This window comes from Flavobacterium anhuiense, assembly GCF_900101855.1.
Taxonomy (GTDB): Bacteria; Bacteroidota; Bacteroidia; order Flavobacteriales; family Flavobacteriaceae; genus Flavobacterium; species Flavobacterium anhuiense.
Genome location: NZ_FMVC01000009.1, coordinates 106,495 through 129,787 on the forward strand (window position 1 = coordinate 106,495; position 23,293 = coordinate 129,787).

At 32.9% G+C, this 23,293-nt stretch carries 21 protein-coding genes and 2 tRNA genes; 14 read left to right on the top strand and 9 right to left on the bottom strand.

Annotated elements, in window-relative coordinates; genetic code table 11:
• The first annotated feature begins 245 nt into the window (after positions 1-245).
• The 6 genes from porK (at position 246) to BLP44_RS20985 (ending at position 7,288) form a co-directional block, all read left to right on the top strand.
• On the top strand, positions 246-1,640 hold the full coding sequence (porK, locus tag BLP44_RS20960; RefSeq protein WP_008467094.1) for a T9SS ring complex lipoprotein PorK/GldK: 1,395 nt from the start codon (positions 246-248) through the stop codon (positions 1,638-1,640).
• 55 nt (positions 1,641-1,695) lie between these two features.
• Positions 1,696-2,343, top strand: a complete 648-nt coding sequence (porL, locus tag BLP44_RS20965) for a type IX secretion system motor protein PorL/GldL (RefSeq protein ID WP_008467092.1) — start codon at positions 1,696-1,698, stop codon at positions 2,341-2,343.
• 51 nt (positions 2,344-2,394) lie between these two features.
• A complete protein-coding gene (porM, locus tag BLP44_RS20970) occupies positions 2,395-3,936 on the top strand; it encodes a type IX secretion system motor protein PorM/GldM (RefSeq protein ID WP_091135890.1) in 1,542 nt (513 codons plus the stop codon).
• A gap of 44 nt (positions 3,937-3,980) precedes the next feature.
• On the top strand, positions 3,981-4,970 hold the full coding sequence (gene porN / locus BLP44_RS20975; protein WP_008467088.1) for a type IX secretion system ring subunit PorN/GldN: 990 nt from the start codon (positions 3,981-3,983) through the stop codon (positions 4,968-4,970).
• A 179-nt stretch (positions 4,971-5,149) separates the two neighbouring features.
• Positions 5,150-6,139, top strand: a complete 990-nt coding sequence (gene porN / locus BLP44_RS20980) for a type IX secretion system ring subunit PorN/GldN (RefSeq protein ID WP_066035095.1) — start codon at positions 5,150-5,152, stop codon at positions 6,137-6,139.
• 75 nt (positions 6,140-6,214) lie between these two features.
• The gene (locus BLP44_RS20985; RefSeq protein ID WP_091135893.1) at positions 6,215-7,288 is read left to right on the top strand and encodes an NAD(P)/FAD-dependent oxidoreductase; all 1,074 of its coding nucleotides are present in this window, start codon (positions 6,215-6,217) and stop codon (positions 7,286-7,288) included.
• Here BLP44_RS20985 and BLP44_RS20990 read toward each other — a convergent pair.
• Positions 7,269-7,652 carry a DUF983 domain-containing protein gene (locus tag BLP44_RS20990; RefSeq protein ID WP_091135897.1) on the bottom strand — a complete coding sequence of 128 codons (384 nt, stop codon included), beginning with the start codon at positions 7,650-7,652 and terminating at the stop codon, positions 7,269-7,271. The two genes, BLP44_RS20985 and BLP44_RS20990, sit on opposite strands and share 20 nt — an antisense overlap.
• A gap of 437 nt (positions 7,653-8,089) precedes the next feature.
• Here BLP44_RS20990 and BLP44_RS20995 point away from each other — a divergent pair, with 437 nt between their 5' ends.
• Complete coding sequence (locus BLP44_RS20995; RefSeq protein ID WP_091135900.1) at positions 8,090-10,012, top strand: ABC-F family ATP-binding cassette domain-containing protein; 1,923 nt, start codon at positions 8,090-8,092, stop codon at positions 10,010-10,012.
• A gap of 238 nt (positions 10,013-10,250) precedes the next feature.
• Here the strand turns inward: BLP44_RS20995 and BLP44_RS21000 are convergent, their stop codons facing one another.
• A complete protein-coding gene (locus tag BLP44_RS21000; protein WP_091135905.1) occupies positions 10,251-11,213 on the bottom strand; it encodes an App1 family protein in 963 nt (320 codons plus the stop codon).
• Between the two features lie 61 nt (positions 11,214-11,274).
• Between BLP44_RS21000 and BLP44_RS21005 the strand changes: the two genes are divergently transcribed.
• Entirely contained in the window at positions 11,275-12,144 is an 870-nt protein-coding gene (locus BLP44_RS21005; protein ID WP_091135909.1) for a diacylglycerol/lipid kinase family protein, read from the top strand.
• A gap of 185 nt (positions 12,145-12,329) precedes the next feature.
• Here BLP44_RS21005 and BLP44_RS21010 read toward each other — a convergent pair whose 3' ends face one another.
• Both BLP44_RS21010 and BLP44_RS21015 read right to left on the bottom strand, forming a co-directional pair.
• Positions 12,330-13,475: a GNAT family protein gene (locus BLP44_RS21010; RefSeq protein ID WP_091135913.1), complete on the bottom strand. Its 1,146-nt coding sequence runs from the start codon at positions 13,473-13,475 to the stop codon at positions 12,330-12,332.
• Positions 13,476-13,590: 115 nt separating this feature from the next.
• Positions 13,591-14,079: a DUF1761 domain-containing protein gene (locus BLP44_RS21015; RefSeq protein ID WP_008467071.1), complete on the bottom strand. Its 489-nt coding sequence runs from the start codon at positions 14,077-14,079 to the stop codon at positions 13,591-13,593.
• 180 nt (positions 14,080-14,259) lie between these two features.
• On the opposite strand from BLP44_RS21015, the gene BLP44_RS21020 reads away from it, so the two are divergent.
• Complete coding sequence (locus BLP44_RS21020; RefSeq protein ID WP_091135916.1) at positions 14,260-15,102, top strand: leucine-rich repeat domain-containing protein; 843 nt, start codon at positions 14,260-14,262, stop codon at positions 15,100-15,102.
• 262 nt (positions 15,103-15,364) lie between these two features.
• Positions 15,365-15,670, top strand: coding sequence for a hypothetical protein (locus BLP44_RS21025; RefSeq protein WP_091135920.1), 306 nt, complete (start codon positions 15,365-15,367; stop codon positions 15,668-15,670).
• A gap of 72 nt (positions 15,671-15,742) precedes the next feature.
• On the opposite strand, the gene BLP44_RS21030 is transcribed toward BLP44_RS21025, so the two are convergent.
• On the bottom strand, positions 15,743-16,942 hold the full coding sequence (locus BLP44_RS21030; protein WP_091135924.1) for an outer membrane protein assembly factor BamB family protein: 1,200 nt from the start codon (positions 16,940-16,942) through the stop codon (positions 15,743-15,745).
• 105 nt (positions 16,943-17,047) lie between these two features.
• Positions 17,048-17,119: transfer RNA gene (locus BLP44_RS21035), tRNA-Glu, on the bottom strand.
• 583 nt (positions 17,120-17,702) lie between these two features.
• On the opposite strand from BLP44_RS21035, the gene BLP44_RS21040 reads away from it, so the two are divergent.
• From BLP44_RS21040 to BLP44_RS21055, 4 genes are all read left to right on the top strand, one after another.
• Complete coding sequence (locus BLP44_RS21040) at positions 17,703-18,506, top strand: SDR family NAD(P)-dependent oxidoreductase (protein WP_091135930.1); 804 nt, start codon at positions 17,703-17,705, stop codon at positions 18,504-18,506.
• An 87-nt stretch (positions 18,507-18,593) separates the two neighbouring features.
• Positions 18,594-18,974: a nuclear transport factor 2 family protein gene (locus BLP44_RS21045; protein WP_091135933.1), complete on the top strand. Its 381-nt coding sequence runs from the start codon at positions 18,594-18,596 to the stop codon at positions 18,972-18,974.
• A gap of 80 nt (positions 18,975-19,054) precedes the next feature.
• Positions 19,055-19,267: a hypothetical protein gene (locus tag BLP44_RS21050; protein WP_139159226.1), complete on the top strand. Its 213-nt coding sequence runs from the start codon at positions 19,055-19,057 to the stop codon at positions 19,265-19,267.
• Between the two features lie 267 nt (positions 19,268-19,534).
• Positions 19,535-20,608 (top strand): hypothetical protein, encoded by a 1,074-nt coding sequence (locus BLP44_RS21055; protein WP_091135938.1) that lies wholly within the window; start codon positions 19,535-19,537, stop codon positions 20,606-20,608.
• A 297-nt stretch (positions 20,609-20,905) separates the two neighbouring features.
• Here the strand turns inward: BLP44_RS21055 and BLP44_RS21060 are convergent.
• From BLP44_RS21060 to BLP44_RS21070, 3 genes are all read right to left on the bottom strand, one after another.
• Positions 20,906-20,978: transfer RNA gene (locus tag BLP44_RS21060), tRNA-Met, on the bottom strand.
• Positions 20,979-21,069: 91 nt separating this feature from the next.
• On the bottom strand, positions 21,070-21,594 hold the full coding sequence (locus BLP44_RS21065; protein ID WP_066032653.1) for a DUF4269 domain-containing protein: 525 nt from the start codon (positions 21,592-21,594) through the stop codon (positions 21,070-21,072).
• Positions 21,587-23,119, bottom strand: a complete 1,533-nt coding sequence (locus tag BLP44_RS21070; RefSeq protein ID WP_091135942.1) for a glycosyltransferase family 39 protein — start codon at positions 23,117-23,119, stop codon at positions 21,587-21,589. The genes BLP44_RS21065 and BLP44_RS21070 overlap by 8 nt, the downstream gene beginning before the upstream one ends.
• Positions 23,120-23,293: the final 174 nt, after the last annotated feature.

Genomic DNA, 23,293 nt, shown 5'->3' on the forward strand with positions numbered 1-23,293 from the left:
AATCTTAAATTTTTAAAACTCGTAAAAAAAAGTTAAAATTAATTAGTAAGAAAATATGTATAATACATAAAAATTAACGTTTTACATCGATTTTTTAAAGCAGTTTATCGATAAAATATTTTTTTTTTATTTTATTTAACATTATTTTTGAACGGTAAAATAAATTCGCAAGTAGTATTGTTTTTTAGATAAATAATAAATACGTTTACGGACTTTTAATAATGAATAGATAATCCCAAATTTATATGAAGAAGTTTATTGCATTTGCAGCAATGTTAACACTAGTAATCGGCTGTGGTAAGTCTGGTGACAAAGGTGAATTAGTTGGTGTTACAGGAGGGAAATGGCATCCCGAGAAGCCTTATGGAATGACATTAGTTCCGGGTGGATCTTTTATTATGGGTAAATCAGATGCTGATTTAGCTAACGTAGAAGATGCTCCAACTAAAACTGTAACCGTTCGTTCGTTTTACATGGATGAAACTGAGATTACAAATAGTGAGTATCGTCAATTTGTGGAGTGGGTAAAAGACTCTACAATGAGAGTTCGTTTAGCAATTTTAGCTGACGAAACCGGGCAAAAAGCTACTGATGGAAAAGGTAAAAAAGGCGGAAGCATTGCTGACTACGCTTTTAATGATTCTGATCCAGAAAAAATGACAGCTTATGACAAATACATGTACGACAACTATTATAGTGTTGGTACAAAAGATGATCCATATGCTGGAAGAAAATTAAACAGAAAAGTTAAGTTAATTAAAGATACAAAAGCATATCCAGATGAGTATTACGCTGAAGTAATGGATTCTATGTATTTGCCAATTGAAGAATCATACAATGGTTTAAGAACAATTGACGTAAATAAATTGAAATTCCGTTATTCTTGGATGGATATTCAAGCTGCCGCAAAAGCAAAAGTTGGAAAAAGAAGTGACTTTGTAAAAACTGAGCAGGTAAATGTTTACCCTGATACTGCAGTTTGGATTAAAGATTTCGCTTATTCATATAATGAGCCAATGCATAATGATTACTTCTGGCACAAGGCTTATGGAGATTATCCAGTAGTGGGTGTAACTTGGAAACAAGCTAAAGCATTCTGTGCTTGGAGAACTTTAAACAAAAACAGCTACATTAAATCTAAGAAAAAAGGACGTGATTTAGTAAATGCTTTCAGATTACCTACTGAAGCAGAATGGGAGTATGCAGCTAGAGGAGGTCTGGAGTCTGCAACTTACCCATGGGGAGGTCCTTATACTAAGAGTGATAGAGGTTGTTTCTTAGCAAACTTCAAACCAAGTAGAGGAGATTATGCTGCTGACGAAGCGCTTTATACGGTTGAAGCTAAATCATACGATGTAAACGGTTACGGATTATACAACATGGCAGGAAACGTTTCTGAGTGGACAGATTCTGCATACAATCCAAACGCTTACGAATATGTATCAACAATGAATCCAAACGTTATCGATGGTAAAAACCAAAGAAAAGTGGTTCGTGGAGGTTCTTGGAAAGACGTTGCTTATTTCCTACAGGTAAGCACTCGTGACCACGAATATGCTGATTCAGCAAGAAGCTACATCGGATTCAGAACTGTACAAGATTACATGGGTACTCAAGTTACAGGAAACAGAAAAAAGTAAATTTAAATTAATTCAATATCCAACAAATCTATTTTAAACCTAAAAAAAAAGTATTATGGCATTATTAAGTAAAAAAGCAATGAATTTCGCTTATGGTATGGGAGCGGCAGTGGTAATCGTTGGAGCTTTATTCAAAATTACTCACTTTGAAATTGGACCATTAACAGGTACAGTTATGCTTTCAGTAGGATTGGTGACTGAGGCGTTAATTTTTGCGCTTTCTGCTTTCGAACCAGTTGAAGAAGAGCTAGATTGGACTCTAGTTTACCCAGAATTAGCTAACGGACAAGCTAGAGAGAAAAAAGCTAAAGCTGAAACTCCAACTGACGCTCAAGGATTATTATCTCAAAAATTAGACACATTATTAAAAGAAGCTAAAATTGACGGTGAATTAATGTCAAGTTTAGGAAACAGCATCAAAAACTTCGAATCTGCTGCAAAAGGAATTGCTCCAACTGTAGATTCAATCGCGGGACAAAAGAAATATTCAGAAGAATTATCTGTTGCTGCTGCTCAAATGGAATCATTAAACAGTTTATATAAAGTACAATTAGAAAGTGCTTCTAGAAACGCTGAAGCTAACAAAGAAATCGCTGAAAATGCTTCTAAATTAAAAGAGCAAATGGCATCTATGACTGCAAACATCGCTTCTTTAAACAGCGTTTATGGTGGTATGCTTTCTGCAATGAGTAACAAAGGATAATTAGTTTTTAACTAAATATTAAATTTATTAATAAGAACTAATTAAAGAAAAATGGCAGGAGGAAAATTAACCCCTAGACAGAAGATGATTAACCTGATGTACCTGGTTTTCATCGCAATGTTAGCAATGAACGTATCAAAAGAAGTAATTTCTGCTTTTGGTTTGATGAATGAAAAATTCGAAGGAGCTAATACTACTTCAAATACGGCTAATGCTGGTTTATTAACAGCATTAGATCAAAAAGCATCTGAAGCAAAAGGAGAATTTGCTATTGCTGCAGTAACAGCTCACAAAGTTGAAACAATTACAAAAGATTTTTATGATTATATAGCTACTCTAAAAGCTCAGGCAGTTAAAGGTTTCGAAGTTGATAAAGCGACTGGAAAAATGCCTTATGAGTCTATGGATAGAGGAGATAATATCGACGACTGGTTTACAGGAGACGGTTACACTAAAAAAGGTAACGAAATTATTTCTAAAATCGAAAAATATAAAGCTGATATTAAAGCTGCTTTAGGAACAGATAAAAAATACGCAGCAATTATTGCTGAGGTTGACAAGAAATTTGATGTTTCTGATGTTAAAAACAAAGAGGGAATTAAAGAAAAATATTTAGCGTATCACTTTAAAGGATTCCCTGCAATTGCTACAGCTGCAAAACTTTCAGCTTGGCAAAATGACGTTAAAAAAGTTGAAGCTGACGTTTACAACAGCGCTTTAGGTAAAGCTGCAGTTGCTGCTGCTTCTTACAGCAACTACCAAGCAATCGTTGTTTTAGATAAAAATGCTTATTTCCAAGGAGAAAAAGTTACTGGTAAAGTTGTTTTAGGTCGTTATGACGAAAACACTACACCAACTTCTTTCCAAGGTCCTGGACAAATTGTTAACGGACAAGCTGTTATCTCTTTAACTGCTGGTGGAGTTGGAGAACAAGACATCAACGGACAATTTACTTTCTTAGAGGATGGAAAAAATATTCCTTTAAAATTCTCTGGTAAATATGTTGTTGTTCCAAGACCAAATGCTGCTACAATTTCTGCAGACAAAATGAACGTAGTGTATAGAGGAGTTGTTAACCCAATCTCTGTATCTTTTGCTGGTGTTGATGCTAACAAAATTGTTGCAAGTGCTCCAGGTTTATCTTCTGCTGGAAAACCAGGAAAATATAACATGAGCCCAGGTCAAGGTACTGAAACTACAATTTCTGTAACTGGTACTTTGCCAAACGGTGACAAAGTAACTGATAAGAAAACATTCAGAATTAAAGGTATTCCTGGTCCAACAGGAACAATTAGAGGTGAGATGGGAGTTGTTAAAGGTCCTAAATCTAACTTAGAGATTGCTACTATTGGAGCTAAACTTCTTGATTTTGATTTTGAAGTTGGTTTAGATGTTGTTGGATTCAATATGAAAATTGCTGGACAGCCTACAGTTGTTGTTACAGGAAACAAAATGAATGCACAATGTAAACAAGTACTTTCAAGAGCAGGTAAAGGAGACCAAGTTACTATTTCTGAAATTAAAACTAAACTTGTTGGAGCTGGTAGTTATTTATTGCCAAGAACTGCTCCTGTAATTTACGAAATACAATAATAAAGTAGTGTAAACTACATTCAATATCTTATAACGATACCACGATGAAAGTAAGAAATTTTTTAATAGCTATTGTTTCTATCGCTGGAGGTTTTGCTTCTAATGCGCAATCTAATTTGCTAAACGCAAAGACTCCTGCTCAGATTGGACTTAAAACTCCTGCTCAATTGATATCTGACAATGATAAGCCTTTGGCTTATGGTTATGTAGATGATAGAGATATCTTGATGGGGAAAACAACATGGGAAATCATTGATTTGAATGAAAAAATCAACTTTCCATTATATTTTCCAGTAGATACAGCTAATATTGGTCCTAACAGACGTTCTCTTTATGACGTTTTAACTAAAGCTATTAAAGGTGGAAAAATTACTGAGGTTTATACTGACAGTTATTTTAACACTAAAAAATCTATGAAGGACATCGAAGGATCTTTATCTCGTATTGATACAACTGATGCAGGTAGAGAGTTAATTAACCAATACCCTGATGACTACAAATCACGCGTTGTGAAGAAAAAAGTAGTTTCTGGTAAAGGTAAAAACAAATCGGTTTCTTACGTAGAAGAAACAGTTGGGCCAACAAGAACGGTTCCTGCTGAATACATCTTGAAACAAGATCTTACTGCCGCTGATGTTAGTCAGTATAAAATTAAAGGATACTGGTATTTTGATAAACGTCAAAGTGAATTGAAATATCGTTTACTAGGAATTTGCCCAGTAACTCCAGACGTTTATACAATGAATAGTGATGAAAAGGATTATATTGAATTGTTTTGGGTATTCTTCCCAAATGCCAGAGAAGCGCTGCATGAAGCAAAAGCTTTCAATGACAACAATTCAGCTCTTCCAATCTCATTTGATCAGATTTTAAATTCAAGACGCTTTAATGCTGTTGTTTACAAAGAGGAAAACCTTTACGGAGACAGAGCAATTAGTGATTACATGAAAGACAACGCTCAAAATCAGTTGTTGGAATCTGAAAGAGTGAAAGAGAAAATTCGCAATTTCGAACAAGATATGTGGAACTACTAAGTTGATACATAGTTCAATAATTAAAAAACTCTTACTACATTTGTAGTAAGAGTTTTTTTTATGTCAAAAAGTTAAAAACAATATGATGTATATTAATATTTAATTTCTTTTTGATTATGTAAGAAAAATAACAATATTTGTAATAAAATTTCGTTTAATGTTCTGTAAAAATTATCATGATGAAAGTAAGAAATTTATTAGTTGCTATTGTTGCTGTTTTCGGAAGTTTGTCTTCTTATGCTCAATCTAATTTGCTTAATGCCAAAACCGCCGATCAGATCGGAATTAAGACGCCAGCTCAAATGATATCGGATAACGATAAACCTCTAGCTTATGGTTATGTTGATGATAGAGATGTTTTGATGGGAAAAATGGTTTGGGAAATAATCGATTTAAATGAAAAAATAAATTTCCCATTATACTTTCCAGTTGATACAGCCAATATAGGTCCAGATAGGAGATCCCTTTATGATGTTTTAACTAAAGGAATCAGAAGCGGTAGAATAACAGAGGTTTATACAGATAGTTATTTTAATACAAAGAAGACTTTAAAAGATATTCAAGGGGCGTTATCTCGTGTTGATACCACAGATGCTGGGCGTGAGCTTATCAATCAATATCCTGATGATTATAGAACACGTGTTGTTAAGAAAAAAGTGGTTACAGGCACAGGAAAGAATAAGAAAGTTACTTATGTTGACCAAACAGTTGGGCCTACAAGAACAGTTCCTGCTGAATATATTTTGAAGCAAGATCTTACGGCTGCCGATGTGAGTCAGTATAAGATTAAGGGATTTTGGTATTTTGATAAAAGACAAAGCGATTTAAAATATCGTCTTCTTGGAATTTGCCCAGTAACTCCTGATGTTTATACGATGAATAGTGATGAAAAGGATTATATAGAGTTGTTTTGGGTTTTCTTCCCTAATGCACGTGAAGTCCTGCATGAAGGAAAAGCTTTTAATGATAAAAATTCAGCCCTGCCTATTTCATTTGATCAGATTTTAAATTCAAGACGTTTCAATTCTGTAATATATAAGGAAGAGAATGTTTATGGCGATCGCGAAATCAAAGATTATATTAAAGATAATGCGCAAAGTCAATTATTAGAATCAGAAAGAGTAAAAGAGAAGATTCGTAATTTTGAAGAAGATATGTGGAATTACTAAGTTTATAAACTCATTATAAGAAAAACTCTTGCTACCTTTGTAGTAAGAGTTTTTTTATTTTATCTATACTTCACAATGCTTGATTATTTAATTGTCGGATCTGGATTGGCTGGAATTTCTTTTGCCGAAGTCGCCCTTAAGAATAACAAATCAATTTTACTTTTAGATGACAAATCTCAGAATTCTTCGAGAGTTGCCGGCGGTTTGTACAATCCTGTAATTTTAAAACGTTTCAGTGAGGTGTGGAATGCAAAAGAGCAGCTTGTATTGATGAACGAGTTTTATGATAAAGTTGAAGAAAAACTAAAAGAGAAATTCAACTTTAAAATGCCTGTTTTAAGAAAGTTCTTTTCTATTGAAGAACAGAATAATTGGTTTGCAGCTTCAGATAAAATTAATTTAGCTCCTTTTTTGTCGACTAAATTAATTTCAAAAAAATATAACAGCATTGATTCTCCATACGATTATGGAGAAGTTTTGCATACTGGTTATGTTGATACAGCTCTGTTGTTGGATAATTACCAAAAATATTTACTTCAGAATGATTTATTAAGAGAAGAATCTTTTGATTTTAGTGCTATAGAATTTTTAGACTCAGGAATTCAATATAAAAACATTGAGGCTTGCCATATTATTTTTGCTGAAGGTTTCGGAATGCATAAAAATCCATTTTTTAATTATCTTCCACTAGACGGAACAAAAGGAGAGTTGTTTATCATAAAAGCGCCAGATTTAAATCTTGATATAATTGTAAATACAAGTGTTTTTATCTTGCCTCTTGGAAATAATTTATTCAAAGTTGGAGCAACTTACAATTGGCATGATAAAACTTCCGAACCAACGGAAGAAGGCAGACAGGAGCTTTTAGAGCGTATAAGAGAAATCATTACTTGCGACTTCGAAATAGTAAAACACTTTGCTGGAGTCCGTCCAACAGTTGCAGACCGAAGACCTTTGATTGGAACGCATGAAGAGCATAAATCTCTGCATATTCTTAACGGATTAGGAACTCGTGGTGTTATGCTTGGTCCAGCAATGGCGAAAGCGCTATATGATCATATCGAAAATAATGTTCCGCTAGATAAAGAAGCTGACATTAAACGATTTCATAAAAGATATTTGAAAGGCCTTACTTTTGGCCAGCCTTAGGATCGTAAGAAACAAACATATTGATATATAAGTTTCTTGAAAGACGCAAAACGAATGGGAATAAAATAACCAACGTTATAATTATTGCTAAAAATGACTGTTCGATTGTGGTGTTAAAAAATACAAATGAAACGATAAAGGCAGCAACACCTACGGCTACGTTTAAAGCATAACTCACATACATCGCGCCATAAAAGAATGAAGGTTCAATCTGGTATTTAAATCCGCAGTGGTTGCAATGATCGTTCATTTTGAGAACTTTACTCAAATGAAGCGGATTTTTGTCTTCATACATGCTTTCTTTTTGGCATTTTGGACAACTTCCCGTTATTATGCTGTTTAGTTTGGAGCCTCTTTTGAACATTTTAAGTAAATTTTATAGTCTTTAATCCACCTCGATTGTATTTGGATACCGTGTGAATGGGAGTAATTATTTAAAGCAAATATAAGGTATTTTCAGGCTTTAAGCTATTTAATTAGGATAAAAACTTACAGCTTATTTTGATTTGATTCGAGTATAATGTTTACCGCTACAATATTCCTTTTTTTTTATAAATGGGATTTAAAAGTATATTTTCAATCCACTAATTTTCGATTTAATTAAAGAAGAAAAGTTCAGAATTAAATAAGGTTTTAAGTTTTTGAATTTTATAAAAGCTATTGTTTTACAGTATAAAAACTTCAATTAAAAGTTATACTTTTGCACTTTCAAAATTGTAACACGATAATTAGCTTGTTTGCAATTTATTTATTTAATGAATAATAAAGGTTTTCTAGCCTTTACATTTACAGCAATACATTATGCTTAATATACACAATCTTTCCGTTTCTTTTGGAGGAACCTATTTATTTGAAGAAGTTACTTTTCGTTTGGGTGCCGGCGACCGCGTAGGTCTTGTTGGTAAAAACGGAGCAGGTAAATCTACCATGCTAAAAATGCTAGCAGGCGATTTTAAACCTGACTCGGGAGTAATTTCTCAAGAGAAAGATATCAAAATGGGATTCTTGCGTCAGGATATTGATTTTGAACGGGGAAGAACTGTTTTGGAAGAAGCATACGAAGCTTTTACAGAAATTAAAGTTGTTGAGAAAAAACTCGAAGAAATCAATCACCAGTTGGTGACTAGAACCGATTATGAAAGCGAAGAGTATGCTAAGATTATAGAAGATTTGTCTGATTATACGCATCGTTTTGATCTTCTTGGAGGATATAATTATGTGGGTGATACAGAAAAAATTCTTTTAGGCTTAGGTTTTAAAAGAGAAGTTTTTAATAACCAAACCGAAACTTTTTCTGGCGGATGGAGAATGCGTATTGAGTTGGCAAAACTTTTATTGCAATCGAATGATGTCTTGCTTCTGGATGAGCCAACGAACCACTTAGATATAGAAAGTATCATTTGGTTAGAGAATTTCCTTCGCAATTATCCTGGAGTTGTGGTAATTGTATCGCACGATAAAATGTTTTTGGATAATGTAACCAATAGAACAATTGAGATTTCGCTAGGAAAAGCATACGATTTTAACAAGCCATATTCTCAATATTTAGAATTACGCCATGAAATTCGTGAAAAGCAATTAGCGACGCAAAAAAATCAGCAGAAAAAGATTGAAGAAACTGAAAAATTAATCGAGAAATTCCGTGCAAAAGCTTCAAAAGCTTCAATGGCGCAATCGCTGATTAAAAAATTAGATAAAGTAGAAAGAATCGAAGTTGACGAAGACGATAATTCTGTTATGAATATCTCTTTTCCAGTTTCTAAAGAGCCAGGAAAAGTAGTTATTGAGGCTGAACATGTAACAAAAGCTTATGGAGACAAAACGATTCTAAAAGATATTAGTTTATTGGTAGAAAGAGGAAGTAAAATTGCCTTTGTTGGTCAAAACGGACAGGGGAAATCTACTTTTATAAAAGCATTAGTAAACGAATTTGAATACGAAGGAAATATCAAATTAGGCCATAATGTTCAATTGGGATATTTTGCTCAAAATCAGGCTGAATATTTAGACGGAGAAATCACCTTGCTTCAAACCATGGAAGATGCTGCGACCGACACAAACCGAATGAAAGTTCGTGATATGTTAGGTTCATTTTTATTCCGTGGAGATGATGTTGAGAAAAAAGTAAAAGTGCTTTCTGGAGGAGAACGTAACCGTTTGGCTCTTTGTAAATTGTTGTTACAGCCAATCAACGTTTTGCTGATGGATGAGCCTACAAACCACTTAGATATTAAATCTAAAAACGTTTTAAAAGCAGCGCTTCAAAAATTCGGCGGAACTTTATTATTGGTTTCACACGACAGGGATTTCCTTCAAGGAATGTCGAACATCGTTTACGAATTTAAAGATCAAAAGATTAAAGAATATTTAGGAGATATCAACTTTTTCTTAGAGCAACGCAATTTGGAAAATATGCGTGAAGTAGAGAAAAAAGATGTTGTGAAAAATACGCCAGCTCCAAAAGAAAAAGAAGCGAGTAAATTATCTTACGAAGATCAGAAGAAAGGAAAAGCGCTTCAGAACAAATTAAGTAAAATTGAAAGTCAGATTCAGCAGTTGGAAAAACAAATCCAGCACGACGATAAGATGTTAGAAACCAATTACGACAAACACATCGAAGATGCTTCCTTTTTTACGGCTTACAATAAAAAGAAACAAGACTTAGAGCAATTATTAATCGACTGGGAAGTAGTTTCAGAAGAGATTGATAGTTTTAATGCTTAGTTTTTTTGTTTCAAGTTTAAGGTTTCAAGTTGCTATCTTGATGAGTAATTTTTTACCGCAAAGCACGATAAGTTTTTTGTAGTTTGCATACAATATAAAAAGTTCGCAAAGCTTTATTAATAATAGCTTTGCGAACTTTGCGTTTTTAAAACTTCAAAGATCAAAGAACTTAGCGTGCTTTGCGGTTAAATATTTATTCAGTTCAGCTTAAAACATGAAACATGAAACATGAAACAAACTACTTAATAATACCAATCGATCGAGAATGTTCAATTGCTTTGCTGCTTTCTTTAAAATAGCATACAGAAACATTTAAGCTTTCTAAATTCTTCAAGATTTTTTTTACTTCTTTTTTCTTAGATTTTCCAGTTTGCCTTATATAAACGGCTATAACTGTAACTGGAAATATTTTGCAGATTCTTTCGTAGAGTTTTGGGTCATGCTGAGAGTCATCGCCCATTAAAACATATTTAAGCGTTGGATAGAACTCGACAACATGCTTTATTTTTTCAAATTTATGATCGTGATTTCCTCTTCCACTCATAAAGAAATCGGTAATGCCTCTTTTAATATTTTTTAGCAAAAAAACGGCTTTGGGCAGTTTGTTAATTCTGGTAAATTTGGCAATAAATCGATATAAATTCCATTCGCTGCTGGAGATGTAAAAAAAGGCATTCCCTTCTTCCGGATTGTTTCTTCCTGCTTGGCTCAGAGCCTGATAATGTGCGACAACATCATTGAAGACTTTACGATCATTAACGTTTTTGAATAATAAAATGTAAATTTTTCGAAAGATATTATTCGTATGCGAAATCAGAAAAGTATCATCTATGTCCGATATGATTCCGAGTTTTCCTTTATGTGGTCTTATAAAACTGCCTTTGCAAGTTGTGGTTTCATGGCGATATTTTAAGCTGACTTCATAAGTCATCCATCCAAAATGTGTTTCTTTTTCTAATGGGATACAGAATTTGAAGTAGCCATCATCTAATGTCTTGGTGTGAATGACTTCGTTATTGTAGTGAAGGTAAACATCAAAATTTTTAATGGTTTTTATTCTAAACAATTTAAGGATAGAAGTGGCATTTTTTAATTTCCTCTTCTCAAAATTGTATTTGTTTTCCCTTTTTAAAACGTGTCCCATTACAATTAACTCTTGCTCATTTGCATAACCTCGATATAATTGTAGAATTGGTTTCATTAATTACGTATATTTATGTAACTGTAATTTACTTAATTTAATTGGTTTTAAAAATAAAATTTTGAAAAAGAATATTCTGTTTGTTGTAAATCCGATTTCTGGAGATTTAGATAAATCTGATTTAATTGATGCTGTAGAAGAGTTTGCGGCAACCAATCATTTTAATTTAGAGGTATATGAAACGACTGGGAAAAATGATTTAAGAGCCATACAATCTTTATACGATGAATTTCAACCAGAACGAATTATTGTTGCTGGAGGAGATGGTACCATAAAAATGGTGGCTGAAGCAATGGAAGAGCAAGATGTTATAATTGGGATTTTGCCCGCAGGTTCTGCAAACGGGCTTTCGGTAGACTTGAATCTTCCAGACGGAATAGAGGAAAACCTTAAAATAGCGTTTTTGCATCATTATATCGAAATGGATATGATTTGCATCAACGGCAAAAAAAGTATCCATCTGAGTGATCTTGGCTTGAATGCCAATCTGGTTAAAAACTACGAGCAAAGTGATGTTCGTGGATTTTGGGGATACGCACTCCAGGCTTTCACGACCCTTAAAGAATCAGAAGAGCCTTTTGTGGCAACAATTTCAGCAAATAATAAAACAGTTGAACATGTAGCGCGAATGATTGTAATTGCCAATTCTCAGAAATACGGAACAGGCGTCATCATCAATCCAAATGGTGCAATGAATGATGGAAGGTTTGAGCTCGTTATTTTAAAAAGTCTTGATTTGCTTTTAATTGGAAAAATAATTACCGGAAATATGCCTATTGATTCTGATGATATTGTAATTATCTCAACGGATAAAGCTGAAATTAAAACAGATTATCCCGTTAACTTTCAGATTGATGGAGAATATTGCGGAGCGCAGACTTCATTAGAAATTCATATTTTACATAAACAGATGAAAATTGCTGTGCCTTGATTTGATTGAAGAATTCTTGGTGTGCCAGATATATCGCTCCGCCAGAGCTTTTTATCTTTTTGCTATTTTTTTTCTATAAATATTTTGCTTTTCCAGAGCTTAAAAAAAAGCTCCGTAGGGAGCGAAATATTTATAGAAAATAGTTTGATTCAAAAGTGCCATAAGCTCCAACGGAGCGACATCTTTTATTTAAATGGATTTCTCTCCTGCCATTCTGTTTTGGGTTCCAAATAATTAAAAAATCTAGAAATATTGTGATTGATTAAAGCGTTGCTATGTGTAATTAGACCGTACATTTTTACAGGTTTTGCGCCAACAGAACTTTTAATTTCAAGAGCAGTTCTGGCAAAGACGATTTCACGGAAACCTTTTTTGATAGAATATCCAATCATGTCGTAGAGCATATTTAAGTATAACATTTTTTCGCGCTGAATGCTTTCGTCATAACCCAAAAAGTACGTGTCCATTACTTCACCATTTTTGATTAAAGTATTGAAACCGATTAGTTTTTCATCTAAGAAATAACCGTACAGAAGAAAATTATCGCCCATTATTTCTTTAAAAAAACTAAAATGATTCCGAGCCAGAAAAAAAGTGTTGAAGGGAGCATTTTTAGCAACATGAAAATACAAATCGTAAATAACGTCTTCATATTGTTTAATATCAGAGAGGGACATTTGCTGTTTTACAATTCCCTCTGATTTTTTTCGTGCTCGTTTGTATTGATCGCGATACTTTTTGGATAAAGCATCAATATAATCTTGTTCTGTCTTCCAGTTTTTACTGATTTCAAAAATCATATTAGGTTGAGTGGAAAACGTATAATTATTTTTGAATTCAGTCTGAAGCGGTTCAATTTCTTTTGCCGTAAAATCTTTTATGCTGGTGATGTGCACCTTTTTTCCGCTTTCTTTTAAATCTTTTTTAAGCTGATTAATTGCTTTGTGAAGTGTTTTAATGGCTTTTGATTCCTTGATGCTTTTGTCAAAAATAAAGGCATTTTGCCCTGTAAGCATATTGTTGCCAACGAATAAAACGTGAGAAGCAAAATTCTTTAAAGCAAAATTACGCACCGAAGTTTTTAAGCATTTGTCGCGTTCTCCAAAAGATTCGAGTTTTTCTGCAAATAAGAACTGTGTTAATGCAATTCCGATTAGTTTTTTCTCTTCAAAAAGACCAACAAAATGACAAGTCATATTTACTGGACATGAATTTTCCAGTACTTCGAGATATTCTCGTGTCAAAAAAATATTATTTGCTGCGAGCGAGTTCCATTCTAAAGGCAGTAATGATGCGCTTTTGTAAATCTGGAAAGAATATGTTGTATTCAAAAGAGTGAGCTAATTTCTTCAAAATTAGATAATATTTGTAATAACTAAACTACTTTAAGTTATTATTAAGAAAACCCGTTTGAGAATTTTTCAAACGGGTTTTTTATAATTGATGTTAGGCAAATCCGCAGATGATTCCGCCCATAAGCGTTAAGGTAAGAATCCAATAGCCGCTGTGGATAAAAATATATTTCCAAGATTTTCTTTCAAACAAACCATTGATTCCAATTAAAGGAAAAGCAAAAAATAATCCTGACATAAAACCGTGAAGCGCGCCATGTTTAAAAGTCCTGTATGCCATTCCGTAATCTGCCATAAAAGCGGCAAATGAAGGTTTTGCGCTATCAATCAACGGTGGTCCGCCAACCATTCCGACTGCGCCAGACTGATGGATGGTCAGCGACATTAAAGTCATGGTAATCATTAATGAGAAAATATACGTAAGTCCGAAGATTTTAAGCATATTTCCTTTTCTTAGCTCTTCTTGAGTAAAATTATTTTCCTTCATCCAGATAGTTCCGAATACTTTTGGGCTGTACCAGATAAAACCGGTTACGAGTGTGACGATGGCTGCTATAAACAAAGCAACGAAGTTAATTTGCATGATATGAGGTTTTTAGAATTAGTTAGTCAAATGTAATCAAAAAAAATGCAGGTTTTAGAAAATAATTAAAAGTAATATAAGTCTTACGAATAAAATTTTTTTCAACAGTTTGTCGATATTTAGTGTATTATAGCTTTGAATTGCATAATTTTACGCTAATAACAAATCCCCAAATCTGTTATGAAAATTTTAGTAACCCTTTCTTTATTATTTGCTTTTTCGCTAAACGTTTTGGCAGATACCGTTTCGGATAAAGAAAAAGAGGCGCTTATAAAATTGTATCATGCAACAAATGGTTTGCAATGGAAAAACAAATGGGACTTAAGTCTGTCTGTTTCTACCTGGTACGGTGTTAAAGCAGAAAACGGAAAAGTTGTGGCGCTGAATCTGGCAGATAATAATCTGCAGGGAGAATTGCCTGAAGCTCTTTACGATCTTACAAATTTAGAATCGCTGAATCTGGAAAAGAATAAAATTGAAGGAAGTTTGTCTTCGTCAATTTTTAATTTGAAGGAATTAGAATTGCTCAATCTTGGTGAGAATAGATTATCTGGCGTAATTCCGTCTTCCATTTGCCAATTGGTAAAATTGAAAGATTTAGAGCTTTTTATGAATAATATTTCAGGAGAGCTTCCGTCAGAAATTGGAAAACTGAATCAGTTAGAAATTTTAGCTGTTTTTGATAACGAAATTAATGGAAAACTGCCTGTTTCGATTTATAAAATTTCAGGACTAAAAGTATTGCTGCTGAATAATAATAAATTGTCAGGAAATTTGACAAATGAAATTATTAATTGGAATGTATTGCAAAATTTTAGTTTATTTGACAATGATTTTACTGGCACAATTCCGAAAGAAATTGAAAAGCTTAGCAAGTTGCAAGAATTGAATCTTTCGTACAATAAATTTACAGGCGAAGTTTCAAAGAAGACAGCATTATTAGATGCTTTAAATATGACCATGATGGACGAAAACGGAAATCCGTTTTTATTAGAAATAAACCAAGAAAATAAATTACAATAGTTTACCCAAAAATTAATCGATGCTTATGAATGAATTTTACACTCGTTAAACAAGTTGATTAAATATATTTAGTTAATTGCCAAAACCGTAACCTTGTTACGGTTTTATGGTTTTTAGAGGTTACTTTATCACAAAAAATAACATTTAATTTAGAATTGAATTTTTTAAGTTTGTCCAAAATTTTATAATTTTAATAAAAGTATCCAGAGAACCAAAAACCGATTAATCAGCGGTATTACTAATCACTTAATAAGAAGAAATCATGACATTGCAATATCAGGGAGAACAATACGGAAAATCAACAACTTTTACACTTAGAATTATTGGTAACAACTTATCAAAAAGTAGTTCAAACTACCAAATTGATCTTTTGGTAGGCGACAAAAAACTGCCAACTTTTACAAGTGAAATTCACCAGAGTCTTTCTAATTGTCTGAAAGAAATTTATTTGTTTAGAAAACATAACGGAATTACGTTCAATGAATCATCAGAGAAAATAGTTTCGCTTTATGTTCCTTATGATAAAGTTTTGTACAACTACAATAAATATGCTTTGTTTAGAGCATAAATTTTTCTCAAAAGAGCATAAAAAAGACCATTTGAAAAAATGGTCTTTTTTTTTTTGAAAAGCGGGAAGTTATTATCTAATTATCTTGATAAAAGCACTGTATGGGTTGTCTGTAAGAGAAGTGCGCATATAATATACGTTTTCGTCTTTTTCCTTTAAATCAAATTGAATTAAACCGGCATCGCAATAATAGTAAAGCAAGTTGTCATCGGCAGGAAATTCAATGTTTGAAATAGGCAAAGTGGTTAGTTTTTCTTCAAAAGCAATTTCTCCGTTTGATAAATCCAATTCAAAAAGTTTTTTGTTAAGAGTATACCCCCAAAGATTATCAACTTCTTTAACGATGTATTGGACATTATCACCTTTAAAATCTGTTTTCCAAAGCTGCGTTCCTGTTTTAGAATCAACAGCATAAATAGATGAAACTTCTGGGCCTTGTGCCGCAAAATATAGTTTTTTGTCGTGGCAAACGATGCGTTCTTTTACATTGTTCTGGTTTTCTTCTATTTTAAATTGCCATAAAACATCTAAGCTATTTGGTTTTAAAGCGTATAGCCAATTTTTGTCGCCGGCAATAAAAACACTTTCACCATCTGTAACAGGTTTTCCGGTCATGGTTTCATCAAAACTTTTCTGGTAAAGCAATTTTCCAGTATTAGCTTCAAAACAGTACACATTTGTTCCGCTTTGGGTAAAGATCTTATTATCGAAAAATAATGGCTCAATATCGCTGTTTGGAGTGTCAAATTTGTAGTTCCAAGCCAAACTTCCATCTTTTAAGTCCAAAGCATATAGATTACTGCTCTGATTTTGATTTTGAGCTGTTATAAAAAGTTTTCCGTTAGCTATAATTGGAGTTTGGTCTTTTAGGACAATCTTGTCTGTGATGTTTCCTATTCTAGATTTCCAGAAAATAGTTCCCGTCCCATTATCGACCGCATAAATTTCTCCATTAATAAACGGAATATACACAACTCCGTCCTGTAGGGTTATTTTATTGGCGCACATTTCAGTATGAGCATCTGAAGCTTTTACAGTCCAGACAATGCTTTCAACTTCTAAGTCCCATGAAAAAAGTGAACCGTCATAATCGTAGATTAAAAGGGAAGTGTCGTCTAGAGAAATCTTTTTAAGCGGTTTTAAAGATTTGCTGGTAACAGCTTCTTCTGCTGGCAAATTGCTGTTTGTGTAGTTAGTTTTGCTGGCGGGCGCTTGGCCAGACATATTTGCAAAGGCGAATACAAATAAAAGGGCTATTAATTTGTGTTTCATTTTAAGATTTGGGTTGAGTTTTTGACTGTCTTCTTTTAAAACATTTAACGGAGTAAATATAAACAAAAAAAGCTCCAGATTTCTCTGAAGCTTTGTCTTAGTAAGTAGTCCGTGGGGGAATCGAACCCCCCTTACCAGGATGAAAACCTGGCGTCCTAACCGATAGACGAACGGACCTGCTTTGCTATTGCGGGTGCAAAAGTGCGATTATTTTTGAGATATCCAAAGCATTTTTGAAAAAACTTTTTGATTTTTTTTGACGGAAAATTATTTTGAACATCAATGTTTGCTTGTTAACTTAGTTAATGAACTTGTATTTTATTGATTAATAAATGGTTGTTTTGCGTGTATGTGAAGAGGTTGTTTGTTTTTTTAAGAGGAAAATAATTTTTAGAAATATTGAGTAATTTTGTTTTTGAAAGAATATTTTTATAGGTTTTTCTCGTGGTTTATGTTCTAAGTGAGGGTAATTGTGTTTTCTGGAATTTCAGTCTTTCTTATTTTTACTATTGTTTGAATCTGAAAGTTATAAGTTAGTAAAAAAAACTCTGAACTGAAAGTGGAGAATGGTTTAGTAGCTTGCCTAGACTCTTCGAAGTGCTCAATTGAAAAGCAAATGTATTTGACTTTGAGCAATTTTTATTTTTAGATATCAATTTCCTTTGCTAGCGAAAAGTCCGATCGTAAACATACGAGTATAAATTTTTAGTTTTGGTTATCTAGTTTATAATGAATAAATTAGAGGTTTGAAGTTGTAATAATGACAAAAGCACAAGAAGAAGTAATTTGGATAACTGGCGCTTCATCTGGCATTGGAAAATCAATGGCTTTTGAATGCGTAAGATTAGGATATAAAGTAGTTCTTTCTTCAAGACGTGAAGAACTATTGGATAAAGTTGCTGACACGATTAGACAATCAGGCGGAGAAGCATTGGTAATTCCTTGTGATATAATGGAAGAAGCTTCTATTGAAAATGCAGTCCAACAAATTATTAAAGATTGGGGACGTTTGGATGTGGTTGTAGCTAATGCTGGTTTTGGCATTTCTGGAAGTATCGAAAATCTAACAGCCAAAGATTGGAATAGGCAATTGCAAGGCAATGTTACAGGATTAGCCTTAACGGTAAAATATGCATTGCCACATTTAAAGAAAAACAAAGGAAGAATTGGTTTGGTCGGAAGCGTAGGTGCTTATCTTCCTAATCCTAATGTTGGTGCATACGGTGCTTCAAAAGCTGCTGTAAATTCTATTGGTCAGACTTTGCAGGTTGAATTAATGGGAACAGGTGTGAGTTGTACTACGTTGCATCCCGGATTTGTGGTTTCTGAAATTGCAAGAATTGACAATGACGGAATTTGGTATCCAGAACAGTCAGATCCACGACCGTCAAATTTAATGTGGCCGACAGATAAAGCGGCGAAGGTGATGATAAGTGCTATTTTGAAACGAAAGAGAAATTACATTTTTACAGGTCATGGTAAACTGGCTGTCTGGTTGCAGAGATGGTTTCCTGGAGTGATGAGATCTATAATTTCAAAAGGTTCAAAGCCTGTTTATAATTAAAAAGTTGAATTAATCTAGGTTAAAAGAAAGGCTTTGTTTCAATATTAAGCTGAAATTTATGAAATGTCTAATTAACAACGAGATAATATGGAAGGACAAATTATAGAATTGGAAAAAAAATACTGGCAAGGAGTTGAGAATAATGACTACGAAATAGTAAGGAATTTGACATTTTTTCCTTGCATAGTTGCCGGAAAAAATGGTATTCAGAGCATCAGCGAGACTGAGTTCAAAAATATGTTTGACTCTGGACAGACCAATAAAATAAAAGTGCTGAACATCTATGATGTAAAAGAAAAGCTAATTGCCGAAAATACTGCTGTAATAGGGTATTATCTCGATTTTGAGATAGTAGATCAAAGTCAAAAAGCACCTGTAAAATGCGTCTGCACTTCGACTTGGATTAAAGAGAATAACAATTGGGTGTGTGTGATGCATACAGAAACAGAGCTGGAAATAAAATCGTAATTTAGTATTGCTTTTAATAATGAAATTAACCGCATTTTATGGGTACGACATTCAATTATGAAATTTATTTTGACAAAAAAATGACAGATGAAGAATCAACAGCATTCTGTAATTTAATGGAAGAAGCGACGACTAGTCCTAAACTGATAATTTGGCAAGCGGTTGGTGAAGATTTTGTGAAAGGATTTGTAGAATATGGTTTTAGTGGAATGGATAAAGAAAATTCGATAAAATATTTTATTGAACAAATCAATACATTGGATTATAAGCTTGAAATAAAAAATTGTAATTGAGGTAGCGTTCGTCTGTTTCTCCCGTTGCTAGCACTAGTGTCACGCTTGTGAACACAACGAGTATAAAAGTTATAAAAACAAAAAAGCTCCAGATTTCTCTGAAGCTTTTTTGTTTAGTAGCGGGAAGCATTCAAATATCTAACCAATTTTTTGGAGATTTTTATGAAGTTATAATAGTGTAGTTTAATTTTGATATTATTGTTTGTTACTTTATTAGTAAATGAAAAAATCATCTACTTTTGAAAAATAATAATTTTAAAGCTAAAAATGAAAAATATTTTTTTAATATCAATAGTTGTATTTCTTACTTCATTTAAATCTACTGAGACAGATTCATATTTGAATTTCGATTATGAAGTAAAATATTTAATTAATAAAAGAGAATGTTCTGTTTTTATATGCAAATCAAATCCAAAAGATTTTTTTATAATTTATGATAAATCGTATTTGTTTGATCTTTTGCGAAATGATAATTTATTTAAAATAAGTTTCACTAAAAATGAAATTGATTATGATTTATCTAAATATCAACCATCATCAAAAAATGCATTTACTGAAATAGTTGAAACTAAAGAAACAAAAAATATAGGAGGAATAGTTTGTACTAAATTTATCGGAGAGATAAAATCTAGAGATTTTCAAACCATTGAAGTTTTTATTGCAAAAAACAATAAAATCAACAATGTTAATTTTTTGACTATTCACGGTGTTAAAGTTAATTCTGAGGTCAAAGGTTTAATTGTAGAAATAAATAAGGTAAATAATAAAACGAAAGAAATTAAATCGGACTTATCATTAAAGGATTTTAATAAAAATGAAAAATCTTTAAAAATTAATGATGAGATCTTAAATAAAATGGTCTACAAAAATAAAGTAGATTCTGAATTGCTTAAAAGAGAGTGGGATAAAGAAATAAGCGGTGGTAATAATGGTGTTTCTATTTCTGTTGAAGATGCTATTGTTCTCAATGACGCTGCTTCGGGTAATAAAAATCAATTAATATCTCGAAATAAGAGCGATGAAAATAAACAGAAGTACATAAATATTGCTGAACGAAATCATAAATATTTTAGGTTTAAAGATGGAAATTGGGATCAGTATGTCGCAGCCAATTTTAAGTTTACAGCAAAACTTGCTAGTGGATCTACTTATAATTTTAAAGCATATTGCACAATTTCTAAAGATGGAATTATTACAAAAATAACTGATGTACAGCCAGAAGAATATAGAGAAGAGTATACTAATTTTTTAAATTCTGTAAAGGACAAGTGGTTTCCTGATGAAGAGTACGGGGAAAAAGTTGAAAGTTCATATTATATTTCAGCAAAAATTGTCAAATAAAATAATGTAATACCATTTGAAATTTATACAGATAAAAAATAAACCTTGCTGTTCGAAGTGCACTTATGAAAAGCTGTGCGAATGTCTCCTGACTTCGCATCCATAACCGGATCAATTAACAAACATTATTACAATCAAAATAAAAATACAAAAGCTCCAGATTTCTCTGAAGCTTTTCGTCTGTGTAGCGGGAACAGGACTCGAACCTGTGTCCGCGGCGGCGGATATGAGCTCGACGAACCGTAAAGATTTAAAAACAAAAAAAGCTCCAGATTTCTCTGAAGCTTTTTTTCTTAGTAGCGGGAACAGGACTCGAACCTGTGACCTTCGGGTTATGAGCCCGACGAGCTGCCTACTGCTCTATCCCGCGATGTTTCGGGTGCAAAGATACACACTAAATACGGTTATGCAAATAATTTTTGTACTTTATTTTCTATAATTTCTAAAAGAGACGATTTTTCTTAGACTTTATAATCCAATAATTCCTGGTAAACGTTTCCGTTTAAGCCTAGTAGCAAGCCAAATGCAGGTTCGGTTTTTATGCCGCTTTCTTTCAGTTTTATAATCTCTAATCTAAAGTTTTCGTCTTTAGAACGCAGAATTTGGTCTTCAATTACCATATGTCTGTAGCCATTTTGAAGTTCTGTAGGGATATTTTGCCCGAAGATTTCGATTTCAAAAGCCTCAATAAAGAAGTTTGCTACTATTGATTCTTGATTATCAATTACAATTTCTCGAATCGAAAAACGGTTTTCCTTTTCAAATAGATATTTAATTCTCTCAATAAAATCGGATTTATTTTTCCAATAACAGACAATATCCAAATCACTGTTTTTGACATCAATATTTATCGGAATCGTGCCAACTAAAATAGGATCAAATTCGGCAAGATTTTCCAAAATATGATGTTTGGTCAAAATATGAAATGCCGCATGCTGTTTTGAATTTCCCGTTTTTAAATACGATATGTCTCTGAAATTAATCATTTATGATCTTATTTTTTTCTTCGTTGATTTCCTGCTCTAATCTTTTATTGATGTCAATTTTAGCATTCGTAAAAACAAAAATTCTAGCGCGGTATCCTCTAGCATATTGATTTGTAACTTCACCACCAATAACTGAAGATTCAAAATACGGACTCGTTTCTTTCATTTCTTTATCGTTTTCTTCAAAATCCTTAACGCGAATCAAGTTTTTGTATCTAATGCTGAGGTCAAACCAATTGAGATAATCAGCGTTGAAAGAAACAGCTTTTATTCCTTTTTTAGTATAATAATTAATTGCTCCGGCTTGTCCGTAATTATCGCAGATGACAATAGTTTCTTTTTGGTTGGGCAGTAACGCGTAGAGCGAATCTGTTTTTCTGGCTAATTCTTTCCAACCCAGCATATCGGCAAAATCTTGAGGCAAATGATGGTCTTTACCATCTTCCCAACGAAGCATTCCCATTTTTTTGTATTTCTCTGAATGCGCTACAATATATTCAGGACTTTTATTTGGAAAGGCAATATCATACATCGGAATAAAAAACAATATCGGAATCAAGATAAAAACAGGTTTCAGAAAACGTTTCCATCCGTTGTTTAAGATTTGAGATAAAAATACAGCTCCAAAAGCAATGTAAATTGGATATAATCCGATTGCGTAATACGCTTTTGCTTTAAAATAAATAAAAATTAATAGTGTGAAAACAAACGTCCCAAAAAAGAGCTGGTATTTTTTGAAAGGCTGATACAGTAAAACCGCATAAAGTCCAGCTAAAATCACCAATAAGCCACCAATAAAAAAGAGAATTTGTTCTTTTAGGAAATTGGCTCTATCGACATTCACCAATTGGGTTTCTGCCAATTCTTTCATGTGGTGCACAATCGGAAAATGATTGCTGTACTGCCAATAAAGATTTGGCAGAATTAATATTAAACCTAAAATCAAGGCAAAATAAAACTCTTTTTTTGCGAGTATTTTTCGCTGTTGTGAAAGTAAAATGGCTGGAACTAATCCGAGGAATAAAAACACAATATTGTACTTGTTCAAGAAGCCAAAGGCGAAAACGACGCCTCCTATAAAGAGCCATTTTGTATTTTCGGCAGTAATGTACTGTATTAAAACATAATAAAATGCAGTCCAGCATAAAACGTCAAAAGAGTTTGGCTGATACAGTGTATTTAAACGAAGCAAACACGAAAACAATACACATAAAGCACCAAGAATTAGAGCATAAAGATTACCTTTTAAAAGTTCTATTGTTTTCCAGACAATCAAAAGCGTCAAGGCGCCAAATAGGGCAGGGAAGAACTTTACCCAGAAAACCGAATTTCCAAGCAGCAGAATAAGATACGAAAACCAAGAAGTGACAGGTGGAACCGATAAATAGCCCCAAGCCAAATGATTTGCCTGATCGAGATGCAAATATTCATCACGCTGCAAATCGTATTCTGGACTAATTAAAACATATTGTAGAATGAATTTTAAAATAATAAACCCAATTAAAATAAATGTTTTTTTGTTCATGCAGATTTTGGTTATGTTGGTTTTGGCTTTTGTGTTGTAATTGGTTTCAAGTCAACACATAATTCTGTAGCTAAGATAGAACTTATTTTGATTTTTGAATAGTATGAATGTTTCTTGTTGGAACTGTGTAAAATACAGATTATTAGATATTTATGGTTTTGGAATGTCAATTGA